Raw genomic sequence first — 19,493 nt, forward strand, 5'->3', positions numbered from 1 at the left:
TTCGGCTTCCATCAAATAGCTCATCGGCTACAAAATCCATGCTCCAACACTCATTTTTGCAGCTTGCCAAGTTCGGCAATAGACGAGTCTTAAGACTGACCCTTCTTTTGGGAATCTTATTCCTCATCTGCAATCCCTCATTTTTGTATAATCTATAAACCCGCTTATGATTGATCTTCCATCCCTCTCTTTGCAATAGCGTATGAATACGCCTGTAGCCATATCTCACTCGTATTAAAGCAATTTATTTAATTTTTAGCGTCAAAACAGCCTGGTCTCGCGCAACTGATTTATAGTAAAAGGAAGACCGATGAATCTTTAAAACCTTACAAGCCTTCCTTTCGCTTAGTTTATAGTTATAGCAAATTTGCCTGACTAAAACTCGCTGACGAGCAGGCTTTAAAGCTTTTTGAAAGAACATCCTGTAAAATCTGGCGATCTAAAGTCAGATCCGCCACCAGCCTTTTCAGACGGCTGTTTTCTTCTTCAAGCTGTTTAAGCCGTCTTACTTCTGATGGCATCAATCCACCAAATTTGCTTTTCCATTTATAAAATGTGGCTTCCGCTATTCCCATCTTGCGGCAGATCTCAGAAACGGCTGTTCCCATTTCTGCTTGTTTCAAGGCAAATGCAATTTGCTCATCTGTAAACTTACTTTTTTTCATATCAATCTCCCATTTTAAATGTCTTTATTCATAAAATTTTTCTCATTTAAAATGGTCCAGATTTTCGGGAACAGACCATTATCTTTTCGTTCTTTAATCGATCCCATATCTATTCCAAAAGTTAAAATTTTTCACAAAAAACAGTTCAAGGGAGTGAGAATCCCTTGCCTTGAACCATTATTTCTCTCTTAAATCTAAAATTTAACCATGGAATAATAGGGATTTCCCCCATTATTTCCCCAGTAAAATAAAAAATTACCAGAGATACGATGATTCGCTGCTTTTGTGTTTTATTGTCTTTTGTTGCAGATAAGTGGGGGAAAGCGGGGATAAATCTTACTCTTTAGTGAAATTTGGCTGCGCCTTATAAGGCGCTAAATTGGCCTTTGAGTAAGTTTTGGGGGCGGTTGGACTCGAACCAACGGAGACGTGAGTCGAGGGATTTACAGTCCCTTGCAATTGCCGCTATGCGACACCCCCTAAAGGATGCTGGCAGTAGGACTTGAACCCACAACCGTCCGATTACAAGTCGGGTGCTCTACCAGTTGAGCTATGCCAGCGAATGAAGGGGTATTTATAGCAAGAATCGATTTTTAAACACAAGAAATTTGTGAAAAAAAATACAAATAAGCCCTCAAATACAATCTGAAGGCTTTATTTTTTTAAGAGTGACTTGAGTTTTCTTTCTTTTCCTCGACTAAATATTGAGTCGGATTGGCGGGAAGAGGCGGTTGCTCTGTCGCATGAATGGCATTTCCAAACGATCTTTCCATTAAAGTGTTGTAATCCACTACAGCTTTATGCTGCATTGTTTGCTCTGGCTGCTGCTGAGGTTTAGTCGTCCCCGAACTGATCACTTTAGCGGTAAATTTGCGCTTTCCCAAAGCAGAGGGTCCCCCTTGCTTTTGCTGCTCATTCTTTAAACAACAATTTTTATATTTTTTCCCAGATCCGCAAGGACAGGGATCATTTCTTCCAACTTTTTCAGTCATACGTCCTCTAAAACTAAATTTAAATCGCCGATTTATTCGTTCGAAGTTTTAATGAAATCTCTTGACTCAAGCAAGAGAGTATCTTAAAATTTTTACACTATAGCCTTTAAATACTCTACTCTAAGAAAAATTTCTTGCATTCAGAATTCTAATTATAATTCTCTAGTAAGCTTCAAAATTTTCTATGATGGTAATTTGTATTTAAATGCGTTATATTAACACATTTAGTATAATTTAATCTTATTTTTTTAAACAATTGTAAAAACTAATATGATCACCGTTCCAATTGCCCGTCCGCCCTGGACTGCTTTGGGTAAGCGCTTAGAAAGCACTTTCCGAAAAGCCTTATTCGATTTTGAAATGTTAAAAGATGTTTCTAAAATTGCCATTGCCCTGAGTGGAGGGAAAGACAGCCTAACGCTTCTCTTTTTATTAAAAGCTATTTCAGGAAGAGGATTTCCCCCCCTGGATATTCACGCTATTCATGTCTCCGGCGAATTTTCTTGCGGAGCAGGGGTCAATCAAGATTATTTGCGGGCTATCTGCCAAGAGTTGGAAATTAACTTTATGGTGCGGGAGTCTACTCAAAAGCTGGAGACTTTGGAATGCTACAGTTGCTCCCGTGAAAGACGCCGCCTTCTTTTTGAAGCAGCCAAAAGCGTGGGCGCAACAACAGTAGCCTTTGGCCACCACCGCGATGATAATGCGCAAACGATTTTGATGAACTTGCTGCATAAAGCAGAATTTGCAGGGAATCTGCCGAAAATCCACATGCAAGAATATGGTGTGACAATTATTCGCCCTTTGATCTATATAGCTGAGCAAGATATTCGTACATTTGCCCAGCAACAAGGATTTGCCAGAATTATGTGCCGCTGCCCTGTCGGCCAAAATTCTATGCGCAAGCAGGTTGATCAGCTTTTACAAGAAATTGAAACCTTGTTTCCGAATGCACGTGAAAATATTGCCAAAGCTGGCTTATTATATGGATCTCAAAAAGCTGCCATCCCTTAAGGAGATTGTATGACCTATTCTCTACCTAGCGAACACGAAAGCCGCATTGTTATCCAAGGTGTGGAAATCGCCCTCGGCTTTCCCGATGAATTTAAATTTGAGTGGATCGGCCAACGCGATGTGCTTGAGCAGCTTTTAGCTGCCTGGCTCATCATTGATAAAAATGACATTCCCCTTAATCCTCGCCTAATCGGCAAGCCCGGTGTGGGAAAAACAACGTTGGCCTATGCAGCTGCTAAAAAGATCAATCGCCCCGTCTATATTTTTCAATGCACGATGGACACTCGTCCGGAAGATTTGCTCATCTCCCCTGTCGTCGACCAAGGAGGGGGAATTCGCTACGTCGCATCAGCGCTCGTCACAGCGATGATTAGAGGAGGGGTATGCATTTTGGACGAAGCCAACCGCATGAGCGAAAAATCATGGGCTTCGCTGGCTCCTTTGCTAGATACAAGGCGTTATATTGAGTCGATTGTGGCCGGACTAAAAGTGTCTGCCCATCCGGATTTCCGCATCTGCGTGACAATGAATGACGATGCCTCGACATTTGAAATTCCCGAATATATTCATAGTCGCCTGCAGCCTCAAATTTACTTAGATTTCCCAGAAGCAGAAGAAGAGCGCCGGATTTTGCGCGAAAACCTGCCTTTCGTTGACGAATATATTATGGAATATGTCGTCAATTTCTTGCAGCGCGCGCATGCCAATCATGAAAACTACACCATCCGGGACGGTATCAACATCGCCCGCTATGCAGCCAAGCGCATTAAAAGCCTTAACGGAAACCGGGGAAATGTAGAAAACCTTCTTCGAGAAGCTATTCTAATGACGCTAGGCGATGAAGCGTTAATGCATGTACTATAAGGTCTAAAGCGTGTCAAGCGAAGCGTATTATATTCAGAAAGGCCACCTGTATGCCCTCCCCATTATTCACTATAATATGGAAATGGCCTCACAGGTCAAATTAGCTTTCGACCAGCTTAAACCCGATTGCGTTGCTGTCGAATTACCAGAGACCATGGAAAGGCAAATGCTGCATGCCGCTTCGCGCTTGCCCGATATCAGCCTGGTTATTACTTATAACCAGGAACATGCCCCTCTTTATTTTATGTGCGAGCCTTGCGATCCCATTTTCGAGGCCTTGCGCAGCGCTGCCGAATCTCATATCCCTGCTCATTGCATAGATTTGGATGTCGATTCCTATCCCATGATTCGCGAACCCATTCCAGATCCCTATGCAGTCTACCGCTTAGGGTTAAAAGCGTACTATGAGCTTTATGAACAAGTCAGAATGGAGCGCCGGCGCCCTCCTCTTTCCGTCGACCTGGAACGGGAAACATATATGGCGCGCCGCTTAAAGGAACTTTGCCTGCGTTATGACAAAGTCTTGTTTATTGGAGGCATGGCCCATGTCGCTTCTATTCTTAAAATGGTCGATAACCGTTCATTCCCCACTCTTTATCATGCCGACCGCGAAGCGGCCCAGCTTTGCACCCTTACTCCAGAATCCTGCCGTGATGTGTTAGCAGAATGGGGCTACTTATCGGTTCTATATGAAGAGAGCCGCGAGCATCTTTCGCTCTTAGGTCCCTTGGACCGTCAAAAAGTCATCTTGCAGCTCTATCGACTTGCCTCCGATAAATACAAAGAGAATACGGGAAATAGCTTTCCAGGTTATCACTTCCGCAATATTATGAAGTTTGTGCGCAACTATGCTTTAATTGGAGATCAGCTGATGCCTGATCTCTTTAAAATTTTAAGCGCGGCCAAAGGCTGTGTCGATCATAATTATGCTTATGAAGTCTGGGAGCTGGCAACGTCTTACCCCTATCGCAAGAATGTGGATGGATTGCCTGAATTGGATCTTTCCGTAGAAGATGTATGGGGACAGAGCAAGCTCATTCGTTTTCATATGAGAGAAAAAGGCCGAAAGGATTCCGTGTTTCCTAGACAGAGGAAGGACCGATCGACTTTCCGATTCAGACCTCCCGGCCCCTTCAGCATTTGTTCCTATCCCCCCGAAGATATCAATATCGAGCGCTTTGGCAATTTTCTCAAGAAAAAAGGCACGCAGATTTTAACGGAAGAGGCTGCCCGAACCATTCCCTTTTCGACAAGCCTGGAAGACGGTCTAGACACCAAAGAAACAATTCGGCATTGGCATGAAAAAAAGTTGTACGTTAAAACACGCGGCAAGCCGCCATCCGGAGTCGGTTCTGTCTGTGTGATTTTTGATGAGGATAAGCCCATAGAAGGCAAGCCTTACCAAGAAAAATATCCTTGGCGCACAACCTGGCTTGGAGAGCATAGCCAAGAATCGGATATGTCTTTTTATGCCACTCCCCTTTCTCACAATGTCGTTGGCCCCGGCATCAGCCGCTGCGAGTATGGAGGATTTATGATGTCATATCCCCCTAGGCGCATGGCCAATGTCTGGTTTGACCCTGATTACCAAGATTGCCGCTCTAAATCGGAAATTTTATTAATGGCTGCGATAGACTATGCCGTCAAACCCGTGGTTGTCTATGTGGCTAGCAATCCTCCCAGAAGCCAATTAAAAAGCTTTGCGCGCCGCTTCGGAAAGAAGATCGTTTATATTCCCATAGGCCAGCTTTCCCCTATCACCCTCAATAAATTGCGCGTCTTTCATGTTTTAGATGGGCATGATAAACGTGAAATTGCGGACGAATATATTTATTGACCTTCCCACGCACGCTTGAAAATAAATATCGTCAATTCAATTTTATCTTTAATTTTATTTAAACGATTTTTGAGGTTTGGAGAGAGCGAAATGGATTCAAAGTCATTGACATGATCATACAGCCCTTCCAGCCGCGCCATCGTAAAGAGAATGTTCTTCTCATCTTCTCGGTCTAATTGCGGCAAAAGGTGGTAAATGGAATTAAGTTCTTTTTCAACAAAATCCAGCTCATTGTCAACTTCTTTCAATAGTTCTAAGTCATGTCCTTCATCGGGAATAACAACTTCTTTGACAATAGAATCAATTTTCATTAGCAGCTGATCAAAATAGCTCTCCCTTTGCTTATGCAGGTTTGCAATCCAATCGGATGCCTGCTTTAAGGAAGAGGGATGTTTGACTTGCGTTTTCAATTCCCTTAAATATTTAAGCGGTTCTTCCGTTGCCTGAGCCAATCGGGTTTCTAATTTTTTAAATTCTTGCGTTTCTATAGAAAGATGAGCGATAGATTGATTTTGATAGTCCTGAACAACTTGAATATCCTTATCTATTAATTGGGAAGTCCGCTCAGACAAGAGTTTCAACACGTCTTCAGTCAGCCTTTTTTGATCTTCCCATTTAATACAAATATGCCGCCAATCATTGATATGAGCCACCCAGTCCATGCTTGATAATTTTTGCAAGCTCTCCAACCCCTTCTCCAAATCATCCCTTAGCCTTTCTGCTTCTCTAAACAAATCATCTAAAATTTCCTTGGCAAGAGGAAAAAGCAAACCATCAAATTTTTCTAAAATAAGCGGCCTTTGCTGATCTAATTGCGTAATAAGCGCATATGCGCCTATGCGCAATTCTTGAAAGCGCTGGGACAAAGCCTGATCACTAATAGCTACTTCTTGAATTAGCTTAGGCAAAGATTGAATTTGGGCTTGGAAATTTTCCAGGATGCTGAAAAGTTTTTCTGAGCATTCGGGATGAATAGATTCATTTTGCTTTCTCTTATCTTTAGTCGATTCTTCTGAATGAGTCATAGAATCTCTTAAATTAAACAAATCTATTATATTATTATTATAACTCCTTTCCGTTTTTATATAAATTAATTTTATACCGATTTTACTAATTTACTGGATTCCAATAAATTATTTTTAAAAATAAAAAGTTTAAAAAAAATCTGTTTCTCTATAAATTTAATAATCTTTGAAAAGACTGCGTATCGTCCACATTTAATGCAGTAAGAGGATTTCTTACTAATGACCTAGATTTGAGATTTCTAGAATGTGAATCTAGAGCATGATGAATGCAATGCTAGTCTTTAACTTTTTATTAATATTTTTTATCCCTAGATGAGAAAGCCATCATGTCTGCACGTCCTTTGATTTTAATTACCAACGACGACGGTGTTTATGCTCCAGGAATTAAACATCTGTGGAAAGCCATGCACGAAATAGCGGATCTTGTCGTCGTGGCACCGGCTGGCGAGCAATCGGCTGTCAGCTTATCCATCACCATTCGCCACCCATTGCGGATTGAAAAAGTCGAATGGTCCATTCCCCATGCGGAGGTTTGGTCTGTTAATGGGACACCGGCCGATTGTGTAAAATTAGCGCTTAATGTCATTTTAAATCGTTCTCCTGCACTGATTTTATCGGGTATCAACCGAGGAACAAATGCGGGCCGGAACGTACTCTATAGCGGAACAGTTGCAGCAATTATAGAAGGCGTGATGCATGATATTCCTGGAATTGCCTTTTCTCTAGGAGATTATTTTAATCCTTCTTTTGCTGGAGTGGAAACGTATATTCCTTTAATGGTGCGTTATATTCTCGATCATCCCTTGCCATCCGGGACTTTCTTAAATGTAAACTTTCCCAAGAGCACTTGCGGGGAGATTAAAGGTATCCGTCTGACCCGCCAGGGCAAAGAATATTGGGCAGAGAGTCCGGAACAGCGCCAACATCCGGCAGAAAACAGCCCCTATTACTGGCTAGGATCGAAATTAGCCCAATTTGAAGAAGACCAAGATTGCGATGTCAGCTGGCTGAAGGAGGGCTATGTCACAGCCGTTCCCATTCATGTAGGAGAGTTGACCCACCATGGGCATTTAGACAAGCAAAAAGACGCTTTTGAGACGTTTTTCAAGCAAAGCGCCGTAAAAGATAAAATTTAAGCTGAAGAGGCCGCCTATCGCTCCCATTAGCTATTTTAATCCCGCTTTAAGGTTGAAGCGCAGCCTCAAAAACCGCTTCACGTAGAGGGGCAACAAAGCGTAAAATGGCCTCATCATCTTCGGCATTGAATTCTTCATTTAATTTAATAAATTCGCTTTCTTTGCCGCCTACCCAATCAGCTCGCCTTGGCGCTTTTACACGGTAAAAATACTCTTCATCGCGCGCCCAATAGTGATTAATGCGTAGCTTATCTATGCATGGATAGGGCGCTATAATTTCTTTTACAGGCTCTTTTTCTGGACTAACGCCAATAAACCCTGTATAGAAAACGGGGATATGGATATTGACCATATCTTTCATGCTTTCTGGCTTAAGAATCCATTTATAATAAAGGTTGTGCTTATGATTGAGGGGCGCTCTCTTGGTCAGCATTTCAATTATTAATTTATTGGAGGGAACGCGAGGAATAGACGATGTTCCAAAACAAACCCAGTTTGCCCATACGCCGGCAAATGCTTCATACTCTTCTAAGATTGCTTCAAGCCTATCGCTTATGATGGGAACGATAAATTCATCAAGGTCAATTAAAGCCAGCCATTTATAATGCCCTTCCGCTAATCTGCACGTTTTGACCATTGCATCTGATTGCAAAGAGAGATGCATGTTAAAATTCTGGCTTTCAACGGGTACATCGAATAGCTCCACGATTCCTAAGTCTATATAGGGCTGTAGAACATCTAGGTACTCATCGGAGCTTAAATTATTCCATAAATAAAAATGGTCAACACCGATTAATCGATGATATTCAATCCATTCTTTTAAATAGGGTCCTTCATTGCGAAAATAAGCCCCTATAGCAATTTTAGCCTGTTTTTCAGCTAAAACAGGCCATTGAAAGAACAATAAGGCTCCAATTAGGCAGATAAGCCTTATTGAATAAATTTTCATCATGCATCCCTAAAAATTCGGTTGATGGTGGAATTGATCGATACAAATACTCAATCTTGCTTACTTAATCGCTTTTGGCATGCATCTAAGCGATGCAAGGCCGATTCTTGGCATTTTTCAATAATCTGTCTTCCCCCTTCTAGGCGATAAATTCGATTCAGCTCAATGCGCAAGGTATCGCTAAGCTCATGATCCTGCTTGGTTAATATGACGCTATCCAACTGGGAATTTTTATGCCGGAATTCTCGGGCCGCAATCATCACATCCGCCAATTTATCAAATAGGCGTTGCAGTTTTGATGTTGATGCCACCAATTGATCTCTGGTGTAAATAGATTGCAATTCTTGGATCAGTGTACGCGTGATCCCTTTACCTTCTTCTTTGAAATCATCTAAAGAGCGAGGTCCGCATCCTGCTAAGAGAAGAACCAGAGCAAGAACCAAGCCTATACGTCCGCTATTATTCATTTTATTTCTTCACCTGGATTATTTATGCCTATACTTAAATCAAAAAACATATTTTTAATCTACCTTTTCATTCAGGTTTACCTCTTCACTTTATCTTTCGCTGCTGTCTTTAGCCTGTTTGTTTTCATTCGCCTAATGGCAAAAGGGAACGAAAAGGCTTTTTACTAAACAGTCATCACTCGTTGTCCCCCCTTGGCTTTCGAGAGAAAAATGATACAAGCATTCGCGCTGCACAAAGAAAAAAAATTCACCTAAACAATTGATTAGAGACAGGATAGAGACAAAAAAAATTATCCCCTCTAAAAATGCGCTTGCATTAAAATCACCAGATCATTAAAGTTGTAGCTTAATTTGCAAGGGCGTATAGCTCAGTTGGTAGAGCTCCTGTCTTACACACAGGCGGTCATAGGTTCGAGTCCTGTTGCGCCCATCACTTGCAAATGCGGGAGTAGTTCAATTGGTTAGAGCACCGGCTTGTCACGCCGGAAGTTGCGGGTTCGAGCCCCGTCTCCCGCGTCTCTTTGTAAGAGCATGTCCTTTCTCATGTAGTTAGTGTAAATCCCCTCCTTCTTTTGTTGGCTGTCTTTACGAAGTAAAAGTGAACAATTTTTATCCATTAAGGACCCAATTAATATGCACCTCTCACACAACCCTAAGCGTTCCCTTTTATCTCAGGTCCTCGCTTATTTTTGGATGGCAATTGGCGCATTTTTGGCAGCTTTCGCTTTGGAAGTCTTTTTTATTCCCAATCATTTGATCGATGGCGGCGTTGTTGGCGTAGCCATGATTTTTGGTAATGTTTTCGGCAGCTGGCTTATTCCCTATTTGCTGATTTTATTTAACCTACCCTTTCTCATCCTTGCCTATCGTTCGATCGGAAAAGTCTTTGTCATCCACATGATTGTGGCCAATTTTCTTTTTTCCGGAGCTATGATTTTTATCTCCACTATGATGCCGCTTCAATTCAGGGGCGACAGCTTAGAAGTTGTCGTAATCGGAGGAGCCATTTTAGGTATTGGGCTCGGTTTAATCATTCGAGAGGGCGGCTGCTTAGATGGCACGGAAATATTGGGTTTGATTATCAATCGTCGCACAGGGTTTACTGTGGGCCAAGTTGTCCTGGTCTGCAACATATTTGTTTTTGGGGCAGCAGGCTTTGTTTTTCAAGATTGGCATCCGCCTTTAATGTCTTTGATCACTTATATCGTCGTCATCAAGATTATGGATTCGGTCATAGTTGGGTTGGATGAAACGAAATCGGTTTTAATTATCTCCTCTAAATCCAAGGCCATTGCTGACGCCATTATTCACGAGCTCGGATTGGGATTAACGATCATGTATGGAAGGGGCGGATTTTCCGGCGATGAACGCGAAATTTTATATGTAATCGCCGAGCGTCTCCAATTAGCCGAGCTCAAAGATTTAATCTTGCGCGAAGATCCCCTCGCCTTTATTGCCATTGAAAATTTGCACGAAGTGGCGAATGGAAAGTCTCAGCATGCTCAAAATAAAATGACGCGCATGGAACGGATCTTTTCCCAAATTTTGCAAAAACAGCCTCAGCCGCACCCCTCTCCTTCTTCGAATAAGCCTCTTCTTACACAGGCCGACACGAAAGTATTGCAATCTGATTCTGATAAAGAATAGAAAAAAGTCTTGATACTTTTTCTTCAAACGCTTATTTCTTTACCCTTTGCTTTAATTTATTACAATCGGCGCTGCTATGACGACTTACCACGAAGAAGAAAAGCAAGTTTTTACCCATGATTCCTGGCGGGTTTTCCGCATTATTTCCGAATTTGTCGATGGTTTTGAAACAATGACAAATTTAGGGCCTTCGGTATCCATTTTCGGTTCTGCTCGACTCCCTCCTGATTCCCTTTACTATAATTTAGCTGTGGATGTCGCACGTCATATTTCCAAAAAGGGATTTGCCATTATTACAGGCGGCGGGCCAGGCATCATGGAGGCAGCCAACAAAGGCGCTCAGGAGGCCAATGGGCACTCTTGCGGATTGGCTATCGACCTTCCTTTTGAGAGCGAACCAAATCGCTTTATCGATCCCAAATACCGACTAAACTTTCGCTACTTTTTTATCCGCAAAGTGATGTTCATTCGCTATGCGCAAGGATATGTCTTTTTACCAGGCGGGTTTGGGACATTGGATGAGCTTTTTGAAGCCTTAACACTTATTCAGACAAAAAAAATCAAAGCCTTTCCCATCTATTTGATGGGAAAAGCATATTGGACGGAAATGCTCAAGTGGATTGAAGAAACCATGCTATCGCATGGCTGCATTTCTCCCGACGATTTCAACATGTTTCAAATTACAGACGATCCCGAAGAAGTGGCCAATGGCATTGAACGCCATTATCAACGAGATCGAGCTTTCAGAAACTTCTAGTTCAACATTTGTAACGAACACGCGTTGATTCATCGAAAGTTTAATCTTTAGCATTAAGCCAATTCATTTAATATTAGCGCAGAGAAGGGAAACCTGCCCTCCTCTTCCCTTCTTTGCTTGCTTTGTCTAGCGACGTCTCGCCAAATTAAACATGGGCTGATTAGCCGCTGCATTTGATGAAGGAACAGGAGCTTGATGCTGCGGAGTAAACGTCACATTTCTTGGAGGCGTAGGAGTCACAGAAGGAAAATTTACCCGTTGAGTAGGCAAATCATGCATTCCATTTAGATGCGTCCGTGATGAAGGAAGCGGATTCAAATTGGGAGAAGGAAAGCTTGGAGCGGAATACGTTGTATGCGATTGGCCATGCGGAGGATGAATGGCTCCTGGGCGCTGGTGCGGAAGCGTATACATAGGCTGATGCACCATCGGCAGGCTTATAACTGGCGGCGGCACATATACAGGAGGGCGATGGACATAAGTTGGCGTGGACACATAAGAGGGTGTAGGCACATGAATGGTCTCATGCACATATGTAGGGGTATGATATTGCTCATTCACACCCTGATAGTCTGGCCTGCCGCAAGAGAGCCTTCTAATTATCCAAATGGCAGCAGCCAATGCCGGTACGCAACGCAAAACGGCAGCGAAGCCGGGAGAATCCCTTTCTACTAAATTTGCCCCCAACAGGGAAAAGGCACTGGCAGCTATGCCAAAGATTGTATCGCCAATCAAGCGAGATCTGGCTCGCTCTGGCGTATTGGCATTATCATAAGTGTGATGGGGAAAAAAGCGAAAAAAATTTAACGGATGCATGATTTTCCTATAATGCTTATCTATTATTAAATATCGAAATTGTATTATTTGCGGTTTTTTGCCAGCGAGAAGAGCAACGGATCTGAATTATCGTTCTCCCCTCCGTTTCTATAAGCAATCGGTTGAACCGTATGCGCAGTTGGAGGACCTGGAGGTTGGAATGTTGGAACCGGTGGATTTGTTGTTATACCTACAGAGTGCTGAACGGGAACAAAGTGGCGCTGCGGCATGACAGGAGGCAAACCGGGCAATGGTGATTGAGAAACAGGCAAAACAGTGGGAAATGTGTGTTTTGCTTTCCTTGCAGATTGATTCAAAGCAGGATTATAAACAGTTGCTCTTGATGCTGGTTCCTCTTCGTCTTCTAATCGGGAATAGGTTGTAGTAGGGCGATAGGCGGGAAGAGGACGAAGATCATTGGGATTGCACATATGGGCTCCTTTTAAAGGATTAGATTAAATATCCATCTTATTGACTGAGAGGGTATGTTGAGGCCGCTCACAAACCGGATTCGATTTCTAATACACCCTCTAAAGCCCATCCTAGCATAAACGCCTTTTATTGCGTCCATGCATTAGGACAGGCTTTTTCCTTAATATCCTGCAGGATAACCAATAAAATCGCCTTCGCTATAAGGAGCGTTGTAAAGGCTTGTATTGATGAGGATATGCGGATACTTTGCAATACGCCAGTAATTGTTCACGCCAACAATCAAGCGGTGCCCAATTTGCCACTTATTAAACGCATAATCATTAGGATCAATTTGCCAAATCGTATCATCATTTAACTGGATAAGTTTCTTGTATGGATCAATGTTAACAATCCAATGCGTATAAGCCCCCGTTGGAATAGGAGATCCGATCAAGTTAACTTCAACAGCTTCTTGAGTTGTGCGGTTTTGCAACACATAGCTATACATGGAAAAGCAGGACGCTTTCGGCTTAATAAAAATCAAGTCGCTTTGCACCCAATGCATGACAATATGACGTTGATAAGGATGAACGGACCATTTAGATGCATCGTTCAACTGAACGACATCGCCGGAGCCGGATACGGCAACGGGATAATAATAGGAATCTGAATGAATGCGATAAAGGTAGTCTTCGTCGTTGAACTTAGATCGAATAAGAGCATTAAGATCAAATGCCTGCGCTAGCGCTTCTTTTGGAAATTGAGCCATGCGCTCTTCTTCGATTTTCATGCACTCAACAGGAGTCAATTGCTCTTCAGCGACCAACAGAGCAGGGAAAGAATTCATTAATGTAAAACCTGCGCAAAGAGCGATCATCCAAGAACGCCATGTCTTTAATTTCATAAGATACCTCCATAAGGATATGTGATTAAACAGAAGGCCAATCGGGGCAGGTTCGCCAACCTGCTTGCAACAAAGCTGGTATCGGACTGCGATACCAGCGGAATTGGCTTTCACCTTCCGTCGTTATTTGCTTAGAGTATATGACGCACAGGTGTTAAGGGAAAATAAAGAAGAGTTAAAAAAGTTTTAAAAGTAAATTTTTCACTCTTTTTGAAAATGACATCCTTGTGCAATCAAGCTGTCAATATAAGTTAAATCGAAGTCTGCTTCGATAAACTTGGGATCTTCCAACATGAAAAGGTGAAAAGGAATCGTGGAGTGAACACCCCCTATATGAAACTCGCGCAAAGCCCTTTTACCTATAGCAATAGCTTCTGAGCGGTCTTTTCCCTTCACGATAAGCTTAGCGATCATGGAATCATAATTGGGTGGAATAGAATAGCCTGAATAACAGGCACTATCAACACGTACATGCGGGCCGCCCGGCGGCAGATAGTATTCCAATTTCCCCGGTGATGGAGAAAAGTTATGAGCCGGATTCTCCGCGTTGATGCGGTACTGGATTACATGGCCATTGAATTGGACATCTTTTTGCCTAAGGTGAAGTTTCTCCCCTCTAGCAATTCGAAGCTGCTGCATGACCAAGTCAACCCCTGTCAGCTCCTCTGTCACGGTATGTTCGACCTGGATGCGGGTATTCACTTCCATAAAATAGAAGTTTTGATTTTTATCCAGAAGAAATTCCACCGTTCCTGCGGAAAAATAATTGGCAGCTTTTACCACATCGACAGCCGCTTGGCCAATTTTTTGGCGCATTTTAGGGCTCAAAACCGGACTAGGAGACTCTTCTATCAATTTTTGGCGCCGGCGCTGGATTGTGCAATCCCGCTCGCCTAAATGGATGTAATTGCCATGCTTGTCGCCTAAAACCTGGACTTCGATATGCCTGGGATTCATGATCATCTTTTCTAAATAGACGTCAGGATTGCCAAAGCTCACTTCTGCCTCAGCACGTGCCGCAGCAAATTGCTTTGTGAATTCCTCTTCATTATGGGCAATACGGATACCTTTCCCGCCGCCGCCAGCTACGGCTTTAATGAAAATGGGGAAGCCGAATTTCTTCGCTTCTTTTAAGGCATGCTTTAAATCAACGACAATCCCATCAGAGCCTGGGATCACGGGACAACCGGCAGCTTTAGCAGTGGCTTTAGCTTTGGCCTTATCGCCTAGCAAGGCAATCGCCTGAGGAGAAGGGCCTATAAAATTGAGTCCGCAGCTTTCGCAGATCGATGCGAAATTGGCATTCTCGCTTAAAAAGCCATAGCCGGGATGAATAGCATCAGCTCCCGTAATTTCACAAGCAGACAAAATATTGGGAATCTTTAAATAAGATTTATGGGAAGGCGGTTCTCCAATGCAAATCGCTTCATCGGCATGTAAAACATGCAAAGCCTCTGAATCTGCTTGAGAGTATACAGCAACCGTTTGAAGACCTAAATCATGACAGGCGCGGATAATGCGGACAGCAATTTCCCCGCGATTAGCAATCAGAACTTTTTGCATAGATAAATTACTCGACGATTCGGAATAGTTTAGTACCAAATTCAACTGGCTGTCCGGATTCAACCAAAACCTCGGCAACCACGCCTGTGACATTAGCTTTAATTTCATTCATGACTTTCATGGCTTCAATAATGCAGACAACAGTGTTCTTATCAATCCTATCCCCTATTTTTACGAAAGGAGTATCCTCGGGTGAAGGAGCGACATAAAATGTTCCAACCATCGGTGAAGTAACATAAGCGCTATTGACATCTTGCCTGGGAGGCTCAATCGCAATGGGAGAGGCAGCGCGCCCTGTTGGCATATCGGAGCCGCGGGAAAGCGTCTGATCTGCTCTATTTGGCGTTTGAGGCTGTCTAAGTTGTTCGTCTGAATAGTCTAAATGCTGTTCAACTGCTCTTCCATTTCCTATATCATGGCGTTCTAAAACAAGCTCAAAATCATTCTGCTTCAATTGGAGCCGTTTTGTTCCGCTACGCCCCATAGCTGTCATAAGTTCTTTAATGTGTTTTAATTCCACTTCGATTTCCTTTATAATTGAACGGTTGATGACAAAGGGCCTTTAGAATGCTGTAAAAGACCCTCGCTGATTCAAATAAATAATTTCCTCAGGGGTAGAAGTCCGACCTAGAATAGCGTTTCGATGAGGAAAGCGCCCAAAACGCGAAATGACCTGTTGATTAAACAAGGCATATTGATAAAACTGCTGCATTTGCGATTTAATTTTATCGGGAGCCTGCTCAAACAGCTGTTTATAGACATTCACAGAAAGAGCCTGCAGCTTTGGATCTTCTGAATGCTCTAGGGGTAAATAAAAAAATGCCCTTTCAATAGGATAAAGTTTTTTATCATCGCCTCTTTGAATCCCTTCTAAAACAAGCCCCTTAGCCATTGCATCCGACGCAAAAGCTTGTGGAGTATTGCGATAGATTATGCGAGAAAAATCATCCAAAAGTAAAATGAGAGCCAAACGGCCTTTGGGGGTATCGCGCCAGCTATTCAAATCCCCATTAATGGCATTTTGGACATCAAAGGCAAATTCTTCTCGAATCTGACGATCAATGTCTGGACTATTGGCCAGCCAGATAGAGACTTTATCGGTCGGATAGCTGTCTGGACCTGAAAGAGGACCAAACCAGAAATCTAGAATTTGCTGAGCGCGCTCAGGCACTGTGCGCTCAACGACCATATGCTCGGCTGGTGCAGCGCGCCCCGCAGGAGCTAAGGGCTCCCTGGCGGCATCGCTGCCAATAGGAACAGGAGGAGCGTTAAGAGAAGGATGTTGAAGCTGGGCAAATGCCGTATAAGGTAACAAGCCTAGCATTATACCTTGAAAAAGCGAACAAGACACTTTTATTTTCATAACCATCCCTCTTAGTTGGAATTGAGAAGAATGCCAAAACGCCCCATTGCTAGACTATACACGTTGAATGTATTCATCTGTTTTGGTGTCAACTTTAATGATATCTCCCGTCTCGATAAAAGGCGGAACTTCAATTTTCGCTCCCGTCTCTAAAATAGCAATCTTAGCCCCATTCGCTCGCTCTGTTTCCTCATCTGATTGAGTCTTGGCAACCATCAACTCCAAAAACTGCGGAAGTTCGACTGAAAAGATGGTATCGCCATAAAAAAAGGCTTTAAGCTCCACTCCTTCTTTAAGGTAGCTGACTTTATTTCCTACAATTTGAGAAGGAACTAAGACTTGATCTAAATTGGAGATGTCTAAAAAGAGAAATCCTTCTCCTTCCGGATAAAGAAATTCTAAACGCCTTTCGATCAGGGAAACATCTTTAATAGGTTGATTAAGTTTGAAATTTTTTTCGACTATTTCATTCGAGCTAAGATCTCTCAATTTAGCTTTGATAAAAGGCGTTCCCTTAGGGACTGTAACTTTTACGCTAGACTCTACACGGTAGAGTTTATTATTGATGGAAAGCGTCATTCCAGGATTAAGTTGATTGCTTGTTACCATAATTCCTATCGTTATCTGTTAATACAAAAGAGTTGAATGTCTTTCTTTTCTATCATGCAGGGCTGCTTGCTGCCATGCGCATGCGTTGAATAGCCTCGGCCATATTCGGCGCGCGATAAAGGCTTGTGCCTGCGACGATTATATTCGCCCCAGCTCGAGCGCAGCGGTCCACATTGTCGATAGTAATGCCCCCATCGACCTGAATGTCAAAAGGAGGAAGCTGGTTCTCTTCCGATGCCTTGTTTTTTGGCGTCACTCCCCCAGCCCTTATATTGAGCTGATTGCAAAGATCCCTTGTAAATTTGACTTTATCTAAGGCCTCTTCAATCAACTCCTGCCCTCCAAATCCCGGATGGACAGTCATTAAAAGAATTAAATCGCATTTATCTAAGTATTTGGGAATCATAGAAATAGAAGTTTCAGGATTAAATGCCAGCCCAGCCTTGACATTGCATTTACGAATATAATTAAGCGTTTCTTCTACATCTTCTGTCGCTTCAAAGTGAAAGGTAATGCGATCTGCTCCAGCTTCTACAAAGCGCTCGACATAATCAAACGGATTATAAATCATTAAATGCACATCTAAAAATAAATTTGTCGCTCGATTGATAGCGGCAACAGCTTGAGGGCCCATTGTCAAATTGGGAACAAAATGGCCGTCCATGATATCCAAATGCAAAGCATCTGCCCCTGCTTGCTCGGCTCGCTTCGCTTCTTCTGCTAAATGGCCAAAGTCTCCGGCTAAAATAGAAGGAGCAATTTGGATGGTTGATTGTTTTTTCATGAAAGACCTATTTTTTATCTAAAGTACCTTAGTTCATAACGCGACTGTCAGTCAAAAGTCAAGATAGGTTTTATCCTTTAATTGAACAAGCCAAACCTCTAGAGAAAAAGAATTCAAATCTTGACTAGTATGAATTCAGCGACAGTCTCTTAATAACGAGGCGTTTTTGATTATTTATTTTGACAAAAAATAATCTGACAGTCTATAGTAAGCATACAAATTTAAATAGTCAATTCAAATGTCTAATAGCGTTTTAGTTAAATCTGTTTCTATTTCTTCTTCCATTATTATTGTGCGCTAAGCGCACACATACCCTTTTTTCTCTCTACATTTTTCTATTAAATCCCGAACACTAATCAGCTTAATCAAGCTAAGCCACTTATTTGTACGGGCTGAACTGCACCGATCTTCTTTATATAGAAGAGCAAAGTCTTCAAAAGAAGACTTCATTTGAATGATTTAACAGATGCCTTGCATTAATTAAAGAGAGCTTTATGTCTTCTAAATACCGTACTTTATCTACCGGTCTTGCCATGTTTTCCATGTTCTTTGGAGCAGGCAACGTCATCTTTCCCCTTGTAATAGGGCAAGCAGCCGGAGAGCAAACCCCTTATGCGATTGCCGGTCTTCTGCTTACAGCCGTCGGCGTTCCCTTTTTGGGACTCCTTGCCATTTTATTGTTCCAAGGTAGCTATGAGCAATTTTTTAATCGCCTAGGTAAAATTCCCGGCTTTTTATTGGCTGCTTCCATCATGCTTTTAATAGGCCCATTTGGAGGCTTGCCCCGCTGTGTCGCGCTTTCTTATGCCACGCTTAAAGTCTCTTGCCCTAGCTTGTCTTTTGGCTGGTTTAGCTTAGCCGCATTTGCGCTCATTTTTTTGTGCACATTTAAGAAAAGCCGCATCATGGATTTGCTTGGCTATATCTTGACCCCTCTCTTGCTGGGCAGCTTATTCATTATAGTTGTTGCTGGCTTATGGACGGCTCCTTCTACTCAAGAATCCGCTTTATCCAGCGGACAGTCATTTATGTATGGCCTAGTAGAAGGATATAACACAATGGACTTGCTTGCCGCCTTCTTTTTCTCTTCAATTATTTTTCATAGCTTAAAGGCAAGCTTTTCCGAAGAACAGGAACAAGAGAGAAAAATCCTGGCCGTCGGGCTTAAAGCAAGCTGCATTGGAGCCGGATTGCTATCGCTCGTTTACGTTGGCTTTAGCTTAGTCGCAGCCCATCACGCCTCCAGCTTAACTTTAAGTAGCCAAGGCGAATTATTAGGGTCGTTAACTTTGAAAATACTGGGACCTTATGCTGGACTTATCGCAACAGCTACCATTGCATTAGCCTGTCTGACGACGGCTATTGCTTTAGCGGCTGTTTTTGCAGAATTTTTACAAAAGGTCTTGCTCAAGCAGCGCATCAATTATTTGACAGCCCTTTTAGCGACTTTGTCGGCCAGTTATGCTGTCTCAACGCTAGAGTTTACAGGGATTGTCACCTTGTTAGCTCCTCTGTTGCAAATCGCCTATCCTGCCCTTATCGCTTTTACGCTAGTGAATATCTTAGCAAAGCTCAGGCAGCTTAAGCCCGCTCAATCTCTCCTGACAAGAGACGAAAGCGCTTTTAAAGCAGAGACCATTTAAACAGCCCGTTCCCCTTGCTGCCATCCTGCCTTGGATGGCAGCTAAGC

At 42.7% G+C, this 19,493-nt stretch carries 21 protein-coding genes and 4 tRNA genes; 9 read left to right on the plus strand and 16 right to left on the minus strand.

From position 1 onward, the window contains the following. The 5 genes from BN3769_RS15215 to BN3769_RS03755 form a co-directional block, all read right to left on the minus strand. A partial coding sequence (locus BN3769_RS15215; protein ID WP_195155543.1) for an IS3 family transposase occupies nt 1–229 on the minus strand: 229 nt, incomplete at its 3' end. A 127-nt stretch (nt 230–356) separates the two neighbouring features. After that, nucleotides 357–665 carry a transposase gene (locus tag BN3769_RS03740; protein ID WP_068467733.1) on the minus strand — a complete coding sequence of 103 codons (309 nt, stop codon included), beginning with the start codon at nt 663–665 and terminating at the stop codon, nt 357–359. 398 nt (nt 666–1,063) lie between these two features. Continuing rightward, a tRNA-Tyr gene (locus BN3769_RS03745) sits at nt 1,064–1,145 on the minus strand. Nucleotides 1,146–1,152: 7 nt separating this feature from the next. Beyond that, nucleotides 1,153–1,225, minus strand: a tRNA-Thr gene (locus BN3769_RS03750). A 102-nt stretch (nt 1,226–1,327) separates the two neighbouring features. Then, nucleotides 1,328–1,657 (minus strand): SEC-C metal-binding domain-containing protein, encoded by a 330-nt coding sequence (locus tag BN3769_RS03755; protein WP_068467736.1) that lies wholly within the window; start codon nt 1,655–1,657, stop codon nt 1,328–1,330. Between the two features lie 270 nt (nt 1,658–1,927). On the opposite strand from BN3769_RS03755, the gene BN3769_RS03760 reads away from it, so the two are divergent. From BN3769_RS03760 to BN3769_RS03770, 3 genes are read left to right on the plus strand one after another with little or no spacing between them, the layout of a single operon-like run. Continuing rightward, nucleotides 1,928–2,671 (plus strand): tRNA 2-thiocytidine biosynthesis TtcA family protein, encoded by a 744-nt coding sequence (locus BN3769_RS03760; RefSeq protein WP_068467738.1) that lies wholly within the window; start codon nt 1,928–1,930, stop codon nt 2,669–2,671. Nucleotides 2,672–2,680: 9 nt separating this feature from the next. Beyond that, on the plus strand, nt 2,681–3,535 hold the full coding sequence (locus BN3769_RS03765) for an AAA family ATPase (protein ID WP_068467740.1): 855 nt from the start codon (nt 2,681–2,683) through the stop codon (nt 3,533–3,535). Nucleotides 3,536–3,545: 10 nt separating this feature from the next. Beyond that, nucleotides 3,546–5,372 carry a TraB/GumN family protein gene (locus tag BN3769_RS03770; protein WP_068467742.1) on the plus strand — a complete coding sequence of 609 codons (1,827 nt, stop codon included), beginning with the start codon at nt 3,546–3,548 and terminating at the stop codon, nt 5,370–5,372. Here BN3769_RS03770 and BN3769_RS03775 read toward each other — a convergent pair. Continuing rightward, nucleotides 5,366–6,397: a hypothetical protein gene (locus BN3769_RS03775; RefSeq protein ID WP_068467744.1), complete on the minus strand. Its 1,032-nt coding sequence runs from the start codon at nt 6,395–6,397 to the stop codon at nt 5,366–5,368. The genes BN3769_RS03770 and BN3769_RS03775 overlap by 7 nt on opposite strands. Before the next feature lie 326 nt (nt 6,398–6,723). Between BN3769_RS03775 and surE the strand changes: the two genes are divergently transcribed. Then, nucleotides 6,724–7,533, plus strand: coding sequence for a 5'/3'-nucleotidase SurE (gene surE / locus BN3769_RS03780; RefSeq protein ID WP_068467746.1), 810 nt, complete (start codon nt 6,724–6,726; stop codon nt 7,531–7,533). Nucleotides 7,534–7,579: 46 nt separating this feature from the next. Here surE and BN3769_RS03785 read toward each other — a convergent pair whose 3' ends face one another. Both BN3769_RS03785 and BN3769_RS03790 read right to left on the minus strand, forming a co-directional pair. Beyond that, on the minus strand, nt 7,580–8,437 hold the full coding sequence (locus tag BN3769_RS03785; protein ID WP_195155544.1) for a glycosyltransferase family 92 protein: 858 nt from the start codon (nt 8,435–8,437) through the stop codon (nt 7,580–7,582). Between the two features lie 95 nt (nt 8,438–8,532). Beyond that, nucleotides 8,533–8,949, minus strand: a complete 417-nt coding sequence (locus tag BN3769_RS03790; RefSeq protein WP_068467749.1) for a hypothetical protein — start codon at nt 8,947–8,949, stop codon at nt 8,533–8,535. Between the two features lie 357 nt (nt 8,950–9,306). Here BN3769_RS03790 and BN3769_RS03795 point away from each other — a divergent pair. The 4 genes from BN3769_RS03795 to BN3769_RS03810 all read left to right on the plus strand — a co-directional run bounded on the left by BN3769_RS03795 (nt 9,307) and on the right by BN3769_RS03810 (nt 11,353). Then, nucleotides 9,307–9,379: transfer RNA gene (locus BN3769_RS03795), tRNA-Val, on the plus strand. A 12-nt stretch (nt 9,380–9,391) separates the two neighbouring features. Then, nucleotides 9,392–9,465: transfer RNA gene (locus BN3769_RS03800), tRNA-Asp, on the plus strand. A 117-nt stretch (nt 9,466–9,582) separates the two neighbouring features. Continuing rightward, the gene (locus BN3769_RS03805; RefSeq protein ID WP_079989396.1) at nt 9,583–10,596 is read left to right on the plus strand and encodes a YitT family protein; all 1,014 of its coding nucleotides are present in this window, start codon (nt 9,583–9,585) and stop codon (nt 10,594–10,596) included. 76 nt (nt 10,597–10,672) lie between these two features. Beyond that, entirely contained in the window at nt 10,673–11,353 is a 681-nt protein-coding gene (locus BN3769_RS03810; protein ID WP_068467751.1) for an LOG family protein, read from the plus strand. Between the two features lie 126 nt (nt 11,354–11,479). Here BN3769_RS03810 and BN3769_RS03815 read toward each other — a convergent pair whose 3' ends face one another. The 8 genes from BN3769_RS03815 to rpe form a co-directional block, all read right to left on the minus strand. Continuing rightward, on the minus strand, nt 11,480–12,169 hold the full coding sequence (locus BN3769_RS03815) for a hypothetical protein (protein ID WP_068467752.1): 690 nt from the start codon (nt 12,167–12,169) through the stop codon (nt 11,480–11,482). A 44-nt stretch (nt 12,170–12,213) separates the two neighbouring features. Next, a complete protein-coding gene (locus BN3769_RS03820; protein ID WP_068467755.1) occupies nt 12,214–12,600 on the minus strand; it encodes a hypothetical protein in 387 nt (128 codons plus the stop codon). Between the two features lie 161 nt (nt 12,601–12,761). After that, on the minus strand, nt 12,762–13,484 hold the full coding sequence (locus BN3769_RS03825) for a hypothetical protein (protein ID WP_068467757.1): 723 nt from the start codon (nt 13,482–13,484) through the stop codon (nt 12,762–12,764). Nucleotides 13,485–13,685: 201 nt separating this feature from the next. Beyond that, complete coding sequence (gene accC / locus BN3769_RS03830) at nt 13,686–15,047, minus strand: acetyl-CoA carboxylase biotin carboxylase subunit (RefSeq protein ID WP_068467760.1); 1,362 nt, start codon at nt 15,045–15,047, stop codon at nt 13,686–13,688. 7 nt (nt 15,048–15,054) lie between these two features. After that, complete coding sequence (gene accB, locus BN3769_RS03835; RefSeq protein ID WP_068467762.1) at nt 15,055–15,567, minus strand: acetyl-CoA carboxylase biotin carboxyl carrier protein; 513 nt, start codon at nt 15,565–15,567, stop codon at nt 15,055–15,057. A 42-nt stretch (nt 15,568–15,609) separates the two neighbouring features. After that, entirely contained in the window at nt 15,610–16,410 is an 801-nt protein-coding gene (locus tag BN3769_RS03840; protein ID WP_068467764.1) for a DUF924 family protein, read from the minus strand. Between the two features lie 54 nt (nt 16,411–16,464). Beyond that, a complete protein-coding gene (locus BN3769_RS03845; RefSeq protein WP_068467766.1) occupies nt 16,465–17,019 on the minus strand; it encodes an elongation factor P in 555 nt (184 codons plus the stop codon). A gap of 52 nt (nt 17,020–17,071) precedes the next feature. After that, complete coding sequence (gene rpe, locus BN3769_RS03850) at nt 17,072–17,803, minus strand: ribulose-phosphate 3-epimerase (RefSeq protein WP_068467767.1); 732 nt, start codon at nt 17,801–17,803, stop codon at nt 17,072–17,074. 494 nt (nt 17,804–18,297) lie between these two features. Between rpe and BN3769_RS03855 the strand changes: the two genes are divergently transcribed. Further along, a complete protein-coding gene (locus tag BN3769_RS03855; protein WP_068467769.1) occupies nt 18,298–19,446 on the plus strand; it encodes a branched-chain amino acid transport system II carrier protein in 1,149 nt (382 codons plus the stop codon). The last annotated feature ends 47 nt before the right edge of the window (nt 19,447–19,493 follow it).

Source organism: Candidatus Protochlamydia phocaeensis, from assembly GCF_001545115.1.
In the GTDB taxonomy this organism is placed as follows: domain Bacteria; phylum Chlamydiota; class Chlamydiia; order Chlamydiales; family Parachlamydiaceae; genus Protochlamydia_A; species Protochlamydia_A phocaeensis.